The organism is Pandoraea iniqua, assembly GCF_902459685.1.
Lineage (GTDB): Bacteria > Pseudomonadota > Gammaproteobacteria > Burkholderiales > Burkholderiaceae > Pandoraea > Pandoraea iniqua.
Window position 1 is genome coordinate 277,254 of record NZ_CABPSF010000004.1, and the last position, 17,323, is coordinate 294,576.

13 protein-coding genes are annotated in these 17,323 nt (G+C 63.8%); 10 read left to right on the forward strand and 3 right to left on the reverse strand.

The window, feature by feature from the left end; all coding sequences use genetic code 11:
• Positions 1 to 102: 102 nt before the first annotated feature.
• Positions 103 to 1,059 carry a LysR family transcriptional regulator gene (locus tag PIN31009_RS16930; RefSeq protein ID WP_150791048.1) on the forward strand — a complete coding sequence of 319 codons (957 nt, stop codon included), beginning with the start codon at positions 103 to 105 and terminating at the stop codon, positions 1,057 to 1,059.
• A 20-nt stretch (positions 1,060 to 1,079) separates the two neighbouring features.
• Here the strand turns inward: PIN31009_RS16930 and PIN31009_RS16935 are convergent, their stop codons facing one another.
• Positions 1,080 to 1,928, reverse strand: coding sequence for an SDR family NAD(P)-dependent oxidoreductase (locus PIN31009_RS16935; RefSeq protein ID WP_150791049.1), 849 nt, complete (start codon positions 1,926 to 1,928; stop codon positions 1,080 to 1,082).
• Between the two features lie 245 nt (positions 1,929 to 2,173).
• On the opposite strand from PIN31009_RS16935, the gene PIN31009_RS16940 reads away from it, so the two are divergent.
• From PIN31009_RS16940 to PIN31009_RS27950, 4 genes are all read left to right on the forward strand, one after another.
• On the forward strand, positions 2,174 to 3,121 hold the full coding sequence (locus PIN31009_RS16940; RefSeq protein WP_150684671.1) for a GlxA family transcriptional regulator: 948 nt from the start codon (positions 2,174 to 2,176) through the stop codon (positions 3,119 to 3,121).
• A 463-nt stretch (positions 3,122 to 3,584) separates the two neighbouring features.
• Entirely contained in the window at positions 3,585 to 4,343 is a 759-nt protein-coding gene (locus PIN31009_RS28095; RefSeq protein ID WP_217426809.1) for a hypothetical protein, read from the forward strand.
• Between the two features lie 493 nt (positions 4,344 to 4,836).
• A complete protein-coding gene (locus PIN31009_RS16955; protein WP_058378018.1) occupies positions 4,837 to 5,640 on the forward strand; it encodes a MetQ/NlpA family ABC transporter substrate-binding protein in 804 nt (267 codons plus the stop codon).
• A gap of 165 nt (positions 5,641 to 5,805) precedes the next feature.
• Entirely contained in the window at positions 5,806 to 5,970 is a 165-nt protein-coding gene (locus PIN31009_RS27950) for a hypothetical protein (protein WP_157125726.1), read from the forward strand.
• Here PIN31009_RS27950 and prpR read toward each other — a convergent pair.
• Complete coding sequence (prpR, locus tag PIN31009_RS16960; protein WP_246185723.1) at positions 5,967 to 8,045, reverse strand: propionate catabolism operon regulatory protein PrpR; 2,079 nt, start codon at positions 8,043 to 8,045, stop codon at positions 5,967 to 5,969. The genes PIN31009_RS27950 and prpR overlap by 4 nt on opposite strands.
• Positions 8,046 to 8,438: 393 nt before the next feature.
• On the opposite strand from prpR, the gene prpB reads away from it, so the two are divergent.
• From prpB to PIN31009_RS16985, 5 genes are all read left to right on the forward strand, one after another.
• Complete coding sequence (gene prpB / locus PIN31009_RS16965; RefSeq protein ID WP_058378019.1) at positions 8,439 to 9,329, forward strand: methylisocitrate lyase; 891 nt, start codon at positions 8,439 to 8,441, stop codon at positions 9,327 to 9,329.
• A 25-nt stretch (positions 9,330 to 9,354) separates the two neighbouring features.
• A complete protein-coding gene (gene prpC, locus PIN31009_RS16970) occupies positions 9,355 to 10,506 on the forward strand; it encodes a bifunctional 2-methylcitrate synthase/citrate synthase (RefSeq protein ID WP_150684668.1) in 1,152 nt (383 codons plus the stop codon).
• Positions 10,507 to 10,586: 80 nt separating this feature from the next.
• A complete protein-coding gene (gene acnD, locus PIN31009_RS16975) occupies positions 10,587 to 13,199 on the forward strand; it encodes a Fe/S-dependent 2-methylisocitrate dehydratase AcnD (protein WP_174997256.1) in 2,613 nt (870 codons plus the stop codon).
• 28 nt (positions 13,200 to 13,227) lie between these two features.
• Complete coding sequence (gene prpF, locus PIN31009_RS16980) at positions 13,228 to 14,421, forward strand: 2-methylaconitate cis-trans isomerase PrpF (protein ID WP_150791051.1); 1,194 nt, start codon at positions 13,228 to 13,230, stop codon at positions 14,419 to 14,421.
• 149 nt (positions 14,422 to 14,570) lie between these two features.
• Positions 14,571 to 16,019 carry a bifunctional 2-methylcitrate dehydratase/aconitate hydratase gene (locus PIN31009_RS16985; protein WP_150791052.1) on the forward strand — a complete coding sequence of 483 codons (1,449 nt, stop codon included), beginning with the start codon at positions 14,571 to 14,573 and terminating at the stop codon, positions 16,017 to 16,019.
• Positions 16,020 to 16,033: 14 nt separating this feature from the next.
• On the opposite strand, the gene PIN31009_RS16990 is transcribed toward PIN31009_RS16985, so the two are convergent.
• Positions 16,034 to 17,215, reverse strand: coding sequence for an MFS transporter (locus tag PIN31009_RS16990; protein ID WP_150791149.1), 1,182 nt, complete (start codon positions 17,213 to 17,215; stop codon positions 16,034 to 16,036).
• Positions 17,216 to 17,323: the final 108 nt, after the last annotated feature.

The window sequence follows — 17,323 nt, forward strand, 5'->3', positions numbered from 1 at the left end:
ACACTTTCACCCTGTGGCATTACCGTTTGGTTATGATGTCGGCGCTTGGGCTCTTTCTTGCCGCCAAGGGGCGGCGCTCACCGAACTCGCGAGGCATCTGCCGTGGCAACGACCGACAACACCATCGAGCGCTTCTTTCGCAGTGGCCTGAAGCTCGGCCATCTGCGCATTCTGGTGACGTTGGGCGAGTTGCGTCAGGTGACGCGGGTGGCCGCAGCATTCCACGTGACGCAACCGGCCATCTCTAAACAGATTGCGGAAGTGGAGGAGGCGCTGGGCGCACCGGTCGTGCAGCGGGTCGGCAACGCGGTTGAACTGACGGGCATCGGGCGCGTACTCGTGGAGCGCGGCACGGAGATTCTGCGGCAGATCGAACTTGCGCGGCGCGATGTGAGTGCGTTGACCGCCGGGACGGCAGGCCACGTGCGCTTCGGTGCCGTGGTGACGATTCCGCAACCGCTCATCGCCCACGCCGTGGAGTTGTTCACGCGACGTGCGCCGACCGCTTCGTTTTCATTTGTCGAAGCCACACTCGACCGGCTGCTCAAGATGATGGACGAGGGCAATCTCGATCTCGCGCTGGGACGCAATCGCGTGACCGGGCATTTGCCGGTCATGCGCCACGAGTCGCTGCATCACGAGCCGTTCGTGTTTGTGGTCGGCGCCCGCCACGCGCTGGGCGGCCCCGATACGGTGGTCGGTTGGGACGACCTGCACGACGTGCGCTGGATCACCCCGATGCGCGGCTCGCCCGCCTTCGCCACGATGGTCGAAATGCTCGCCGAGCACGGCGTGACGTTGCACCATCCGGCGATCGAATCGAGTTCGCTGGCGCTGAATCTGTCGCTGCTGCGTGGCGGCGACTTCGTCTCGATCCTGCCGCTGTCACTGGCTCGCCGTTATGTGCAGCGGGGCAGCATGCGCGTGCTGCCGCTGCCACCGCTGGCCCCGCTGGGCGAGGCGATCCTGTACTGGCGCGAAGACACCACCACACCCGCCGCGCAACTCTTTGCCGCTTGTCTGCGCGAATCGTCGGCCGAGTTGATCGAGGCGGGTTGAACGGTGCCTTTGCCGGGTGCTTAAGCCGTCGCCAGTGCGGCGCGTTTCACGCCATACCGCGCGCCCGGTGTGCCATGGCCGAGGTGCTGCGACAGCAAACGGCGCGACGCTTCGTGGGCGGTCCACTCGGCGCCGTCCTGCAACGGCGGAATCGTGACGATTTCGCCCTGATCGAGTCCGGCCAGCGCGGCGTCGACCAAATCTTGCGACGACATCAGCCATTCCTGCGGCAACTCGCCATGCGGCTTGCCTGCGACATCCCAGAATTCCGTCACCGTGGCGCCGGGCAGAACCGCCTGCACGCGCACGCCCTTATCCGCCAACTCGTGATGCAGCGATTGCGACAGCGTGAGCACGAAGGCCTTGCTTGCGCCGTAGACGCCATTGAGCAACTCGGGGGCGATGGCGACAATCGACGCGATGTTGATGATCGTGCCGTGCCCGCGCGCGACAAAGCCCGGCACAGCGGCATACGTCAGGCGGGTGAGGGCGGTCACGTTGACGTCGATCATCGTGTTCATCTGTTCGACGTCGGCTTGCAGCAGCGGCGCAACGGCACCAAAGCCGGCGTTGTTGACGAGCGTGTCGATGCGGGCGTCTTCGCGCAAGCGGGCTTCCACTCGCGCTTGTCCCTCGCGGGTGCCGAGATCGGCGCTGAGGATGTCGACGTGGCGGCCGGTCTCGGCCTGAATGCGTTGCGCAACCTCGCGCAGGCGGTCGGTGCTGCGGGCCACGAGAATCAGATCGTGCCCGCGACGCGCCAAGCGGTCGGCGTAAATCGCGCCGATGCCGGAAGACGCGCCGGTGACGAGGGCGGTGCCCGGTGCGGTTGAGGGGATAGCTGTGGTGTTGACGGTAGCGTGAGACATGACGAATTTCCTATGCGAATGAGTCATTGACTGAGTGCGTTGGCCGCGTGGGGGTATCGACTGCCTTGGTGGGGTTGATACGTGACGCTGGCCAATGACTTCAGTGTGGTCTCGATTGCCAATGTCTCAAATGACAGGAAAGCCACTTTTCAGGACATTTTTGTCCGCCGCTGAATCGCCGCGCCGACTAGAATCGAAAGCATTGCAATCTCTCGCGCCGGCACGCACCCGGCACGTTGTCAGCCATGGCGTTACGTATCGGGTTGGTGGTGTATCCGGGGTTTCAGATGATTTCGCTCGCCGCGATGTCTGTGTTCGAGATCGCCAATTTCGGGCGGCCGGCGCCGCTCTACGACGTGAGCGTTGTCTCGGTGTCGGGGGGCTTGGTGCGCGATTCGGCAGGGATTTCCGTGGCGACCGAGGCGCTCGGCCGGCGGCGCTTCGACACGCTGCTGGTGGCGGGGGCGACGATCGTGATGCCGACCGAGCCGGCGTTGATCGCGGCGTTGCGTCGGGTGGCGCCGCGTATGCGGCGAATGGCGAGTATCTGTTCTGGGGCCTTTGTGCTGGCCGACACGGGCCTGCTCAACGGGCGGCGCGCGACGACGCACTGGGGGCAGGCCCATGCGCTTGCGCAGAACTATCCCGAGGTGATCGTCGAAGAGGACCGCATCTTCATCAATGACGGCCACGTGTGGACTTCGGCTGGCATGACCGCGGGCGTCGATCTGGCGCTGGCACTCGTCGAGGCGGATTTTGGCGGTGACGTGGCGCGGGAGGCGTCGCGCCAACTGGTCGTGCACTACCGGCGCACGGGCGGGCAGTCGCAGTTCTCGACGTTATCTACGCTGGAACCGAATTCGGATCGGGTACGCACGGCACTCGCCTATGCCCGTGAGCATTTGCGCGAACCGTTGTCAGTGGAGCAACTGGCCGCGCAGGTGCATTGGAGCGCGCGCCATTTCAGCCGTGAATTTACGTTGCAGACCGGACTCACGCCGGCCAAGGCCATTGAAAAGTTGCGGCTCGAAGCGGCGCAGGCGCTGCTCGAAGACGGCGAAGCGTCGATTGCGCGGGTGGCGGACATCACGGGCTTCGGCGACGAAGAGCGCATGCGCCGTGCGTTTGTTCGCACACTGGGCAAGCCGCCACAGGCGCTGTTGCGTGAAGCGAGGGAGCGCGTTCGCGCCTGATCCGGTCACACGCGCCGGCCCGGCGAGGCACGCACGGTGTATCGCGCGCCACGGACGTGACCATTCGGCCGTCATGCCGCGCTAATCCAGCATTCATGCGGGCTTCATGCGAAAACAGGCAGGCAAAACCGGCCGGTTTGACGGGGGCGCTGGTTGTAAGCGTTTCATGAACGAAACACTTTCTGCACATCGACCTTCGATGTCTCGCAAATCTAATTATTAGTTCCTTATAAATCAATGGGTTGAGTGCTCTGGCACGAAATTCGCGTACATCGAGCGTGTATGGCGAAGCGCCAACCCGGATTTCCGCAGGCTGTTGGCAAGGGGTTCCTGTGCATTTGTGCACGGGCCGGCCCAGTATTGCCCGCGTTTTTCGTAGCTGCGCTCACGCCGTAATGCCGGACCTTTTGGCGGGGTCGGGTGTGTTCCGAAGTGAGTCGTGCGCGTGCGCGGGGAGGGGACCATGAACGGGTTCAAGGCGACATTAGTCAGTGCAGCAGCAGCGGTGATGCTCTGCGGAATTGCGATCAATGCAACCTATGCGGCCGGTGGCGGCGGCGGTGGGCGCGGCGGAGGCGGTGGCATCGGCTTCGGCGGCGGTGGCGGTATCGGCAATGGCGGCTTCGGCGGCCTCGGCGGATTTGGCGGCACCGGAACAGGGACCGGCACAGGCCCCGGCGGTGTCGGGATTGGCGGCGGCTGCGGTTGCGGCAGTCATGGCAGCAGCTCCGGTGGCAGCAGCTCTGGCGGCAGTAGCTCAGGCGGAAGCAGCTCAGGCGGAAGCAGCTCAGGCGGAAGCAGTTCCGGTGGCAGCAGTTCCGGCGGCAGTAGCTCCGGTGGCAGCAGCTCGGGAGGTAGCAGTTCGGGCGGCAGCTCCAGTGGCGGCAGCTCCGGCGGTAGCAGCTCTGGCGGCAGCTCAGGTGGTAGTTCAGGCGGCAGTTCGGGCGGCAGTTCAGGCGGTAGCTCAGGCGGCAGTTCGGGCGGTAGCTCAGGTGGCAGTTCCGGCGGCAGCTCCGGTGGTGGTAGCTCCGGGGGCAGCTCCGGCGGCGGCATCGGCGCGAGCGGCAGCAGCGGCGGCGGTGGTGTTGCCGGCCCCGGCGGGCGTGGCTTGGGCGGGGCGGCGGGCGGCGGTGGACTCTCCGCGTTCGGTGGCCCGGGCAATGTCGGCGCCGGCGGTGGATGTTCGATGAATGGCCAGGGCGGCGAAGAGCCGTGCCCCTGAGTCAGTGGCGGTGGCGGGCCCGCACGCGTTCGGCACAGCGCGTGCGGGATCTGTCCAGAGATCGAGTTGACTAGCGAGTTTGGCAGGTTGTTCGTCGGTTCCTGACGCGACCGGCTGCCGGTGTTACCGTCAGCCGTGCCACCCCCCCGGCCCGTGATCAGGCTGTTCTCCCGGCGAAGCGCCCCTTCGGTTTTCCGAAGGGGCGTTTTTTTGTGCCCGCGCGTTGCGCCATGCTTCGTGCCCCCTTCCCCGTGATTTGCCTGCGCTATCGATACCGGCAAGGGATATCGAAATGCCGATAATGTATTTCGCGTTAACCCCTATCTATGGCAGCATCCGGGGTCTGGGTTGCTGCCGGCTGACCTTAGGGGGAACAGGCGCTACCGCGCGCTGGCACCTGTGACGGCACCTCGCAGCCGTTACACCGCGCAGACGACCCTTGCGACCCAACAGGTTCCAATAAGTCAAACAAGCATCGAAGGAGAAATCGAACATGCTGTCCCGTCAACTGATCAACGCATTCATCGGCGCAACGTTTGCGCTCGCTTCGCTCGGCGCTTCGGCCCAAACGGCCGACAAGCCCCTCAAGGTCGGCACCATGGCCGGCTCGGATGCGCAGATCTTCGAAGTCGTGAAGAAAGTGGCCCATCAACGCGGCCTCGAAATCAAGATTATCGAATTCAGCGACTACGCCCAACCGAACGCCGCGCTCGACGCCGGCGATCTCGACGCGAACGGCTTCCAGCACAAGCCGTTTCTGGACAGCCAAGTCAAAGACCGTGGCTACAAGCTCGTGACCGCAGGCCTCACGTACGTGTCGCCGCTGGGCTTCTACTCGAAGAAGTACAAGTCGCTGAAGGACCTGCCCAACGGTGCCAAGGTCGGTATCCAGAACGACCCGTCGAACGGCAGCCGCGCGCTGCTGCTGCTCCAGAAGGAAGGTCTGATCAAGCTGCGCGCTGGCCTCGAAGGCAAGAACGCCACGCCGCTGGACATCGCCGAAAACCCGAAGAAGCTGAAGATCGTCGAACTGGAAGCCGCCCAACTGCCGCGCGCATTGCCGGATCTGGACGCCGCGTCGATCAACACGAACTTCGCTGCGCAAGCGGGTCTGGTGCCGCAACGTGACGCCATCGCCATCGAAGACCTGAAGGGCCCGTACGCCAACCTGATCGCCGTGCGTGCGCAAGACCTGAACAAGCCGTGGGTCAAGCAACTGGTCGATGCTTACCACTCGGACGAAGTGAAGGAATTTATCAAGACGCAGTTCAAGGGTGCGCTGATCGCGACCTGGTAAGGCTTGACGGCGCTTCGGGCGCCGACGCAGGCAAGCTGACGAAAAGCGGGCTCAGTCGTGAACTGAGCCCGCTTTTTTCATGCCTTGGCATCGAATAAATGACGTCGCAGGCGGGGCAACCCTTGACTAGAATGGAATCGACATTCCGATCGACAGGAGGTTGCCATGTCCATGATCAATGTCTCGATGATGCTGGTAGCGCTACTGGTGGGGTTCGCGATCGGCATGCTCGTAGATCACTTCTGGGTGACGCACCATGACGAGTCAGGCCCCGAGCACAAACGCCTCGACTGGCACGATATGTGGGAGCGTATCCGCCACCAGCATTAACGCAGTTTGCGCCACAGCGTCGAACGGCTGATGCCCAGCGCTTCGCATGCCGCCATGCGGTCACCGCCGCAGGCGGCAAGCGTCGTGTGAATGCGCTCAAGTTCGGCGGCAGCGCGGCGTTCACGGCCGGTCAGCGGCGCCTCAGCAGGCGCGTTCGCCTGATCTGCGTTTGCACGTATTTCCCGGCCACCGTTCGTTTTTGAAACATCCTGCAAATCCCGCGAAGTCTCGGACTCCGCCGCACCGCCCAACTCCGGCGCAATCTCGATCAATCTCGCACGGCTGATTTCGCGCGCATTCACGACGTCGGCACACACCACCGCAATACGCTCCAGCAGATTCTCCAACTCGCGCACATTGCCCGGCCAGCGATACATGGCGAGCAACGGCAACAGCGACGCTTGCAGCGCATCGACGCTCATGCGCGCCCCTGCCCGTGCAAGCGCCCGTTCGAGAAACAGCGGCGTGAGGCGCGGCAAATCTTCCATGCGCTCGCGCAGCGGCGGCAGCACCATGCGCAGGATGTTAAGTCGGTAATACAAGTCCTCGCGAAACACGCCGGCGCCCACTTGCTGGCGCAAATCGCGGTGCGTCGCAGCAATCACCCGGACGTCGCACGGAATCGGTTCGTTGGCGCCCAGTCGCAGCACTTCCCGTTCCTGCAACACGCGCAACAAACGGGTCTGCAACGGCATCGGCATTTCGCCGATTTCATCGAGGAAAATCGTGCCGTTATGGGCAGTCTCGAACAACCCCGCTTTGCCGCCGCGCCGTGCGCCGGAGAACGCGCCGTCCTCGTAGCCGAACAACTCGCTCTCCAGCAGCGTCTCGGGAAACGCTGCGCAATTGATCGCGACGAACGGGTAGTCGCGCCGCCGGCTCGCGTTATGAATGCCTTGCGCCAGCAACTCCTTGCCGGTGCCGCTCTCGCCATGCACGAGCACGGTCGAATCGGTTTGTGCATAGCGGCGTGCGAGGGCGCGCACTTGTGTCATGGCCGCCGAGTCGCCAATCAGATCGTCGAGCCGGTAGCGTGCCACCAGATGGCGTGGCCGATGCCGTGAGCGCAGTGAGCGGTCCACCCGCGCGAAGGCTTGTGAATCCTGACAAGTGAGCAGTGCGCCCGTGAGCGTGCCCTGATCGAGCAGGGGAATGCGGTTGACCACCCATGTCTTGCCGGCCATCGTAACGATCGCCTCCAATTCCGCGCTCGCGCTTTCCAGCGTGCGCGAAATGTCGAGCCCGGGGGCAATCGAGTCCAGCGGCCGGCCGACGACATCGGCAACCGTCACGCCCAGCATGCCCGCCATCGACGCGTTCATCGCTTCGATGCGTCCGTTCAGATCGACCGCGGCGACGCCTTCCCGAAGATGGCGCAGCACCGTGTCGAGCCGCTCGCGGCGTTGCGCTTCGATGCGTCCGAAGCGGGCCACTTCAAGCGCAGTGTCGAAGGCGGCACGAACGGAGTCCTGCGAATACAGAAACACACCCGTGAGGCCCGCGCGCTCGGCGAGTTCGGTTACGAGGCCGGGGCCGACGATGACTTCCGCGCCCTCATCGCGCAGACGGTGAACAAGGTCGTCCGCATCGTGCGCGTCGAGATAGGCGTGCTGCGAAATGTCGAGGCCGAAGGCATGCTTGAAGCGCTCGAATTCCGGCGCAGGGCGTGCATAGGACACCAGCGCGATGCGCGAGGCGGGTGACGTCGAAGGCAGTGCGCGGCGTGCGCGTGCCAGCGCATGCATCACGTCGAAGCCGGTCACTTTGACGAGCACCACGGGTAACGCGACACGCTCGCGCAGAAAGGCGCCGTTCGAGCCTGCCGCAACAATGCCGTCGACACTGCCTGCGGGCAGCCGCTCGAGCGCTTCGATCACGGCTTCGTAACCCTTGTCGATGATCTCCACGTCGGCCTGCGCCGCGTAGTCGGGAACGATGTCGCGATACAACTCGCCGAGCTTGCTGATGCCGACCGCCCAGATCACCGGCTTGCGCACGGCGGTGGCAGGCAACGCGATGCCCGATCGCGACAACGCAAGCGGCAAACGGGACGGGTCGGAGGGGGAGACTGGCATGCGCAGATCCTGAGTGACTTGGCGACGCGGGACGGGATACCCAACATCCCGCTATCGCCCTGAAACGAATCGCGCTATCGTAGCACGATGTCGAAAATGTTCCATTTTGTGTTTCAAAATGAAACCGATTGCGACGCGTGAAGTATTCCCAAGACAGACCGAGCCTCGCGGCACTTGATGTAAACGTCACAAGCGCGCCAAATTTCCGCTGCTAAATGAATGTGTTAGCGGCGTCGCGAGAATCGCCGTCGCGCTGGGGGCTGCCCGCTGGCACGCCCATTGCTATCTACAAGCCGCTACTTAAGAAATATCCACCGCTTCAAGCGGAAACCGCACGTATCAACGCACACTCACCGCGCCTGCGATCGGGCGCAACACGACCGAGGGACTCAAGTGACGCATACCATTCGTTCGGCCGGCGCCGCCTTCCGCGAGGCCGTCAAGACCGAGCAACCGTTGCAGGTTGTCGGCGCGATCAACGCCAATCACGCCTTGCTGGCGAAAGCCGCGGGCTTCAAGGCGATCTATCTGTCAGGTGGCGGTGTCGCTGCCGGTTCACTAGGCTTGCCCGATCTGGGGATTTCCACACTCGATGACGTGCTGACCGACGTGCGCCGCATCACCGACGTGTGCGATTTGCCGCTGCTGGTCGACGTCGACACCGGTTTCGGCCCGTCGGCATTCAACATCGCGCGCACCGTGCAATCGCTGATCAAGTTCGGCGCAGGCGCCATGCACATTGAAGATCAGGTCGGCGCCAAGCGTTGCGGCCACCGTCCCGGCAAAGCGATCGTGACCCAGCAGGAAATGGTCGACCGTATCAAGGCTGCCGTCGATGCCCGCACGGATGAGAACTTCGTGATCATGGCGCGCACCGATGCGCTGGCGGTTGAAGGCCTGCAAGCGGCGATCGATCGCGCGTGTGCGTGTGTCGAAGCCGGTGCAGACATGATCTTCCCCGAAGCCATGACCGAACTGCCGATGTATCGCCAGTTCTCCGATGCCGTGAAGGTGCCGGTGCTGGCCAACATCACCGAATTCGGCTCGACGCCGCTCTTCACCGTCGAAGAACTCAAGAGCGCGCAAGTCGGTCTGGTGCTGTACCCGTTGTCGGCGTTCCGCGCGATGAATAAAGCGGCGCAGAACGTCTATCACACGATTCGTCGCGACGGCACGCAAAAGGCCGTACTCGACACGATGCAAACGCGCGCCGAGCTCTACGAGAGCATCGGCTACCACGCTTACGAACAGAAGCTCGACGCCCTGTTCGCACAACAGAAATAACCGAATCCCTGATCTGGAGGAAAGCATGAGCGAGACGACTGCAACCGGTTTCAAGCCCAAGAAGTCCGTGGCCCTGTCGGGCGTGACCGCCGGCAACACCGCGCTGTGTACGGTGGGCCGTTCGGGCAACGATCTGCACTACCGTGGCTACGACATTCTGGATCTGGCTCAGACCTCGGAATTCGAAGAAATCGCTTACCTGCTGGTCTACGGCAAGCTGCCGACGGTGGCCGAACTCAAGGGCTACAAGGCCAAGTTGAAGTCGCTGCGCGGGCTGCCCGCTGCGGTCAAGACGGCGCTGGAAGCGGTGCCCGCTGCGGCTCACCCGATGGACGTGATGCGCACCGGCGTGTCGGTGCTTGGCACGGTGCTGCCGGAGAAAGACGATCACAACATCCCGGGTGCGCGCGATATCGCCGACCGCCTGATGGCCAGCTTCGGCTCGATGCTGCTGTACTGGTTCCACTACAGCCAGAACGGCGTTCGCATCGACGTGGAAACCGACGACGATAGCATCGGCGGCCACTTCCTGCACCTGCTGCACGGCGAGAAGCCGTCCGATCTGTGGGTGCGTGCGATGCACACCTCGCTGATTCTCTACGCCGAGCACGAATTCAATGCGTCGACGTTCACCGCGCGCGTGATTGCCGGCACGGGGTCGGACATCCATTCGGCCATCACCGGTGCCATCGGCGCACTGCGCGGCCCGAAGCATGGCGGCGCCAACGAAGTGGCGTTCGAGATTCAGAAGCGCTACGACTCGCCGGATGAGGCAGAAGCCGACATCCGTGCGCGCGTGGAAAACAAGGAAGTGATCATCGGCTTCGGTCACCCGGTCTACACCGTGAGCGATCCGCGCAACAAGGTGATCAAGGAAGTGGCGCACGAGCTGTCGAAGGATCAGCAGAACACGAAGATGTACGACATTGCCGAGCGTCTCGAGACGGTGATGTGGGACGTCAAGAAGATGTTCCCGAATCTGGACTGGTTCAGCGCCGTGAGCTACCACATGATGGGTGTGCCGACCGCGATGTTCACGCCGTTGTTCGTGATCGCCCGCACGTCGGGCTGGAGCGCGCACATTATCGAGCAGCGCATCGACAACAAGATCATTCGCCCGAGCGCCAACTACACCGGGCCGGAAGATCAGAAGTTCGTGCCGATCGAAAAGCGCTGAGCGCTGTCCGGCATAACGTCGGACTTGTCGGACTTGTCAGACTTGTCGGACCTGCCGGACTTATAACTTCCTCACAAATGATGAATACCGACTACCGTAAATCCCTGCCCGGGACGTCGCTCGACTACTTCGACGCCCGGGCCGCCGTCGAGGCGATTGCCCCGGGGGCTTACGACACGCTGCCCTACACCTCGCGCGTGCTTGCCGAGAATCTGGTGCGCCGCTGCGATCCGGCGGCGTTGACCGAGTCGCTCAAACAACTGATCGAGCGACGCCGCGATCTGGACTTTCCGTGGTTCCCCGCCCGCGTGGTCTGCCACGACATTCTCGGCCAGACGGCCCTCGTCGACCTCGCAGGCCTGCGCGATGCTATCGCGGCGCAAGGCGGCGATCCGGCATTGGTCAATCCTGTCGTGCCGACACAACTCGTGGTCGATCACTCGCTGGCAGTGGAATGCGGCGGTTTCGATCCGGACGCGTTCGCGAAAAACCGTGCCATTGAAGATCGTCGCAACGAAGACCGTTTCGACTTCATCAACTGGACCAAGAAGGCGTTCAAGAACGTCGACGTGATTCCGCCGGGCAACGGTATCCTGCACCAGATCAATCTGGAGCGCATGAGCCCGGTGGTTCAGGTGAGTCAGGGCGTGGCGTATCCCGACACGCTCGTGGGCACCGACTCGCACACGCCGATGGTCGATGCGCTGGGTGTGATCGCCATTGGCGTCGGCGGTCTTGAAGCCGAGAGCGTGATGCTGGGCCGTGCGTCGTGGATGCGCCTGCCGGATATCGTCGGTGTGGAACTGACGGGCAGGCCGCAGCCGGGCATTACGGCCACCGACATCGTGCTCGCGCTGACCGAATTCCTGCGCAAGTCGAAGGTGGTGTCGGCGTATCTGGAGTTCTACGGCGAGGGTGCCGCTAACCTGACGTTGGGCGACCGCGCCACGATCTCGAACATGGCGCCTGAATTTGGCGCCACGGCGGCGATGTTCTACATCGACGCGCAAACCATCAAGTACCTGAAGCTGACGGGCCGCGACGATGCGCTGGTCGAACTGGTCGAGACCTACGCCAAGCAGACGGGCCTCTGGGCCGACACGCTGACCGGTGCGCAGTACGAGCGCGTGCTGACGTTCGATCTGTCGAGCGTCGTGCGCAACATCGCCGGGCCGTCGAACCCGCACAAGCGTGTACCGACGAGCGAGCTGGCCGAGCGCGGCATCAGCGGCAAGGTCGAGAACGAGCCGGGCCTGATGCCTGACGGCGCGGTCATCATCGCGGCCATCACCAGCTGCACGAACACCAACAACCCGCGCAACATGATTGCGGCCGGCTTGTTCGCCCGCAACGCCAACCGCGCAGGCCTTGCGCGCAAGCCGTGGGTGAAGAGCTCGCTCGCGCCCGGTTCGAAAGCCGTCACGCTGTATCTGGAAGCCGCCGGTCTGCTGCCGGAACTGGAGCAACTCGGCTTCGGCGTCGTCGCCTATGCCTGCACGTCGTGCAACGGCATGTCGGGGGCGCTCGATCCGGTGATTCAGAAAGAAATCATTGCGCGCGATCTGTACGCCACGGCTGTGCTGTCGGGCAACCGCAACTTCGACGGCCGCATTCACCCGTATGCCAAGCAGGCGTTTCTGGCATCGCCGCCGCTGGTCGTGGCTTATGCGATTGCGGGCACGATCCGTTTCGATATCGAGAAGGATGTGCTCGGTGTCGACGGCAACGGCCGCCCGGTGAAGTTGGCCGACCTGTGGCCGAGCGACGAAGAGATCGACAGCATCATTTCGCAAAGCGTGAAGCCCGAGCAGTTCCGCCGCGTGTACGAGCCGATGTTCGCCGCGTCGGTGGATAACGGCGAGCGTGCCGACCCGTTGTACGACTGGCGCGAGATGAGCACGTACATTCGCCGTCCGCCGTATTGGGAAGGCGCGTTGGCCGGCGAGCGCTCGCTCAAGGGCATGCGTGCGCTGGCCGTGCTGGGCGACAACATCACCACCGATCACCTCTCGCCGTCGAACGCCATCATGGCCGATAGCGCGGCAGGCGAGTATCTGACGAAGATGGGCTTGCCGGAAGAGGACTTCAACTCGTACGCAACGCACCGTGGCGACCACCTGACGGCACAGCGTGCGACGTTCGCCAACCCGACGCTCAAGAACGAGATGGTCGTGGTCGACGGACAGGTCAAGGCGGGCTCGCTCGCGCGCATCGAGCCGGAAGGCAAGGTCACGCGCATGTGGGAAGCCATCGAGACGTATATGGCGCGCAAGCAGCCGTTGATCGTGATTGCCGGGGCCGACTACGGTCAGGGGTCGTCGCGTGACTGGGCGGCCAAGGGCGTGCGTCTGGCGGGCACCGAGGCGATTGTGGCCGAGGGCTTCGAGCGCATTCACCGTACCAACCTGGTCGGGATGGGCGTGCTGCCGCTGGAGTTCAAGCCGGGCACCGATCGCAAGACGCTGGGCATCGACGGTACGGAAACCTTCGACGTCATTGGTGAGCGCACGCCGCGCGCCGATCTCACGCTGGTGATTCATCGCCATAAGAACGGCCGTGACGAGCGCGTGGAAGTGCCGGTGACCTGCCGTCTCGATACTGCGGAAGAAGTCTCGATCTATGAAGCGGGCGGCGTGCTGCAACGCTTTGCGCAGGACTTTCTGGAATCGTCGCAAGCGGGCGCTTCGGCCTGAATCAAGCGAAGCACCGAGGAGAAACGAGATGGCGCATCAGCCGCAAATTCGCATTCCCGCCACGTATATGCGTGGCGGCACCAGCAAGGGCGTGTTCTTTCGCCTGCAAGACCTGCCCGCCGCGGCGCAAGTGCCGGGCGCCGCGCGCGACGCGTTGCTCATGCGTGTGATCGGCAGCCCCGATCCGTATGGCAAGCAGATCGACGGCATGGGCGGGGCCACGTCGAGCACCAGCAAGACGGTGATTATCGCGAAGAGCGAGCGGCCCGGTCACGATGTGGACTATCTGTTCGGGCAAGTGTCGATCGATCAGCAGTTTGTCGACTGGAGCGGCAACTGCGGCAACCTGTCGGCCGCCGTGGGGCCGTTCGCCATCAGCGCCGGGCTGATCGATGCGTCGCGCGTGCCGCACGATGGCGTGGCCGTCGTGCGCATCTGGCAGGCGAACATCGGCAAGACGATCGTGGCGCACGTGCCGATGACGGCCGGTGCGGTGCAGGAGACGGGCGACTTCGAACTCGACGGCGTGACGTTCCCGGCCGCCGAAGTGCAACTCGAATTCCTCGACCCGGCCGCGGAAGAAGAGGGTGACGGCGGCGGGGCGATGTTCCCGACGGGGCATCTCATCGACGATCTCGAAGTGCCGGGTGTCGGCACCTTCAAGGCCACGATGATCAACGCGGGCATCCCGACGATTTTCCTCAATGCCGAGGACATCGGTTACCGGGGCACCGAGTTGCAGGACGCGATCAACAGCGACCCGAAGGCGCTCGCCATGTTCGAGACGATTCGTGCCCATGGGGCGATTCGCATGGGCCTGATCAAGGACGTGTCGGAGGCGGCCAAACGTCAGCACACGCCGAAGGTGGCGTTTGTGGCGAAGCCAGCCGATTACACGGCGTCCAGCGGCAAGGCGGTGAAGGCGGGCGACGTGGATCTGCTGGTGCGCGCGCTGTCGATGGGCAAGCTGCACCACGCGATGATGGGCACGGCGGCCGTGTGCATCGGCGCGGCGGCATCGATTCCGGGCACGCTGGTCAATCTCGCAGCAGGCGGCGGCGAGCGCAACGCGGTGCGGTTCGGGCATCCGTCCGGCACGCTGCGCGTGGGCGCCGAGGCCGGTCAGGTCGATGGCGAGTGGACGGTCACCAAGGCGATCATGAGCCGCAGCGCACGCGTGTTAATGGAAGGCTGGGTGCGGATTCCGGGCGACGCGTTCTGACGGCAACGCCACGACGGTAGCGGGTTTCGGCGGCTGGCAAGCGTTGCGCTTGTCAGCCGCTTATCATTGGGAATCACGAAACGCCGCTGCGGAGGTTTCAGTGCCGGGCGGTGTTGATCTAACGTCACACGAGCCACAGGAGGCAGCCGATGTCCGCTGGCATTTCGAATGTGCGTCCCGCGCCGGACAAGGTCATTACCGACATTGTCGACTACGTCCTCACCTACGAGATTCGCAGCGATCTCGCCTTCGACACCGCCCGCAACTGCCTGATCGACACGTTGGGCTGCGGCTTTGAAGCGCTGTCATACCCCGCCTGCACTAAATTACTTGGGCCGATCGTACCGGGCACGGTGGTGCCGAACGGCGCGAAGGTGCCGGGCACGCCCTATCAGCTCGATCCGGTGCAGGCCGCGTTCAGTCTGGGCGCGATGATCCGGTGGCTCGACTTCAACGACACATGGCTCGCTGCGGAATGGGGGCACCCGTCCGACAATCTCGGCGGCATTCTCATGACCGCCGACTGGCTTTCGCGCACGGCCGTCGCGGAAGGCGGCAACCCGCTGACGATGCGTCATGTGCTCGTGGCGATGATCAAAGCTCACGAAATACAGGGCTGTCTGGCGCTTGAAAATTCCTTCAATCAGGTCGGGCTCGATCACGTGGTGCTGGTGAAAGTGGCGTCGACGGCGGTGGTCGGTGAGATGCTCGGCCTTACGCGTGACGAGTTGATCAACGCGTTGTCGCTGGCGTTTGTCGACGGTCAAAGTCTGCGCACCTACCGGCACGCGCCGAACACCGGCAGCCGCAAGTCGTGGGCGGCGGGCGATGCCACGAGTCGCGCGGTGCGTCTTGCGTTGATGGCGCGCGCGGGTGAGATGGGCTATCCGTCGGTGTTGACGGCGAAAACGTGGGGCTTCTACGACGTGCTGTTCAAGGGCAAGCCGTTCACGTTTCAGCGGCCCTATGCGTCGTACGTGATGGAGAACGTGCTGTTCAAAATCTCTTTCCCGGCAGAGTTTCACGCGCAGACGGCGGCCGAAGCGGCGATGACGCTGCACCGGCAGTTGCACGACGCGGGGCGTAGCGCGGATGAGATTCAATCGGTGACCATCCGCACGCATGCGGCGGCGATCCGGATCATCGACAAGCAGGGGCCGTTGGCGAATCCGGCGGATCGCGATCACTGCATTCAGTACATGGTGGCTGTGCCGCTGCTGTTCGGCCGGCTTACGGCAAACGATTACGAAGACGCCGTGGCCGCTGATCCGCGCATCGATGCCCTGCGCGCCAAAATTGTTTGCGTCGAAGATCCACAATTCACGCGCGACTATCACGACCCGGACAAGCGTTCGATTGCCAATGGTCTGACGGTGACGTTCAACGATGGCACCACGCTGCCTGAAGTGCTCGTCGAATACCCGATCGGTCACAAGCGCCGGCGCGACGAAGGGATTCCGCTGCTGGTGGAAAAATTCAGGACGAATCTGGCGCGCCGATTTGCGGCACGTGCACAGGCTCGCATTCTCGAAGTGGCGCTGGATCAACAGCGACTCGAAGCGATGCCCGTGCACAAGTTTGTGGATCTGATGGTGTGACGCGGTGAATCAGTTCATTCCGCGCTCGCGCCCGCCCGCACCGTGCGGCGCGGTGTGCCGAGCCAGTGGATGACGAGTGCCGTCACCCCCAGCGCGATACCGAACCAGACGATGCCGGTCCAGCCGTAACGCGTCATCAACCAGCCGCTGACCGTGGCGCCAACGGCACCGCCAAAGAACGTGGCCGTCATGTAGAGACTGTTGATGCGGCCTTGTGCCTTCGGGTCGACGGCGAATGCGCGTGTCTGATTCGACACCAACCCGGCCTGCACGCCGATGTCGAGCACCACCACGCCAATCACCAGCAAGGCCAGCGAGGTCTGCGCGCCACCCAGCAACACGTACGCCAGCGTCACGATGCCGATGCTGGCGGCGATCACACCACGCGGCCCGATCTTGTCGGTCGCACGGCCGCCGAACGAGGCAGCGAACGCGCCCGCCGCACCGATGATGCCGAAGCCACCGGCCCATGCGCTGCCAAGGTGCCACGGCCCGTCCGCAAGCAAGGCCGCCAGATTCACCCAGAAGGCATTGAAACAGGCCCACAGCAGCGACTGGATGATCATCGATTCGCGAATCGGCCGGTTATCGCGCATCAACGGCCAGAGCGACGCCAGCAACTTGCCGTACGACAGGTTCGTGCTCGGCACGCCCTTCGGCAGCAACGATGCCGCCGCGATGAAGACCGGAATCATGAACGCCGCTTCAAGCGCATACACCGCTCGCCAGCCGTACGCTTCTCCGACTGCGCCCGCAATCGTGCGGCCCAGCAGAATGCCGACCATGATGCCGCTCACGACGGTGCCGACCGAACGTCCGCGCTGACTCGGCGGCGACATCACTGCGGCGAACGGCACCAGTTGTTGTGGCACGCAACTCACGATGCCCAACCCGAACGAGGCAGCAATCAGCGCCCAGATGCCCGGCGCGACGGCGGCCGTTGCGGCAAACACGAAGGCGAGGGCAATCTGCGTCAGCACGAGTTTGCGGCGGTCGTAACGGTCGCCGAGCGGCAACAGCAGCGCGAGCCCCGTCGAGAAACCGAGTAACGCCGCAGCGGCGATGAGGTCAACCGTCGTCAGGTCGACCCGTAGGTTCTTGGCGATCAGCGGCAGGATCGGCTGCGTGCAATAGATGTTGGTGACGACAGCGCCTGCGATGATTGCCATCATGACGATCTTGCCGCGAGACGCCATTTCGGGCGCGGAATGCGGCGGTGTTGGGAGAGTAGGTTCGCGCACGGCGGGCTCCTGAGATATCGGTGGATGGGTCTCGGCGCCGACGCTATTGCTTCCGCCGTTGCA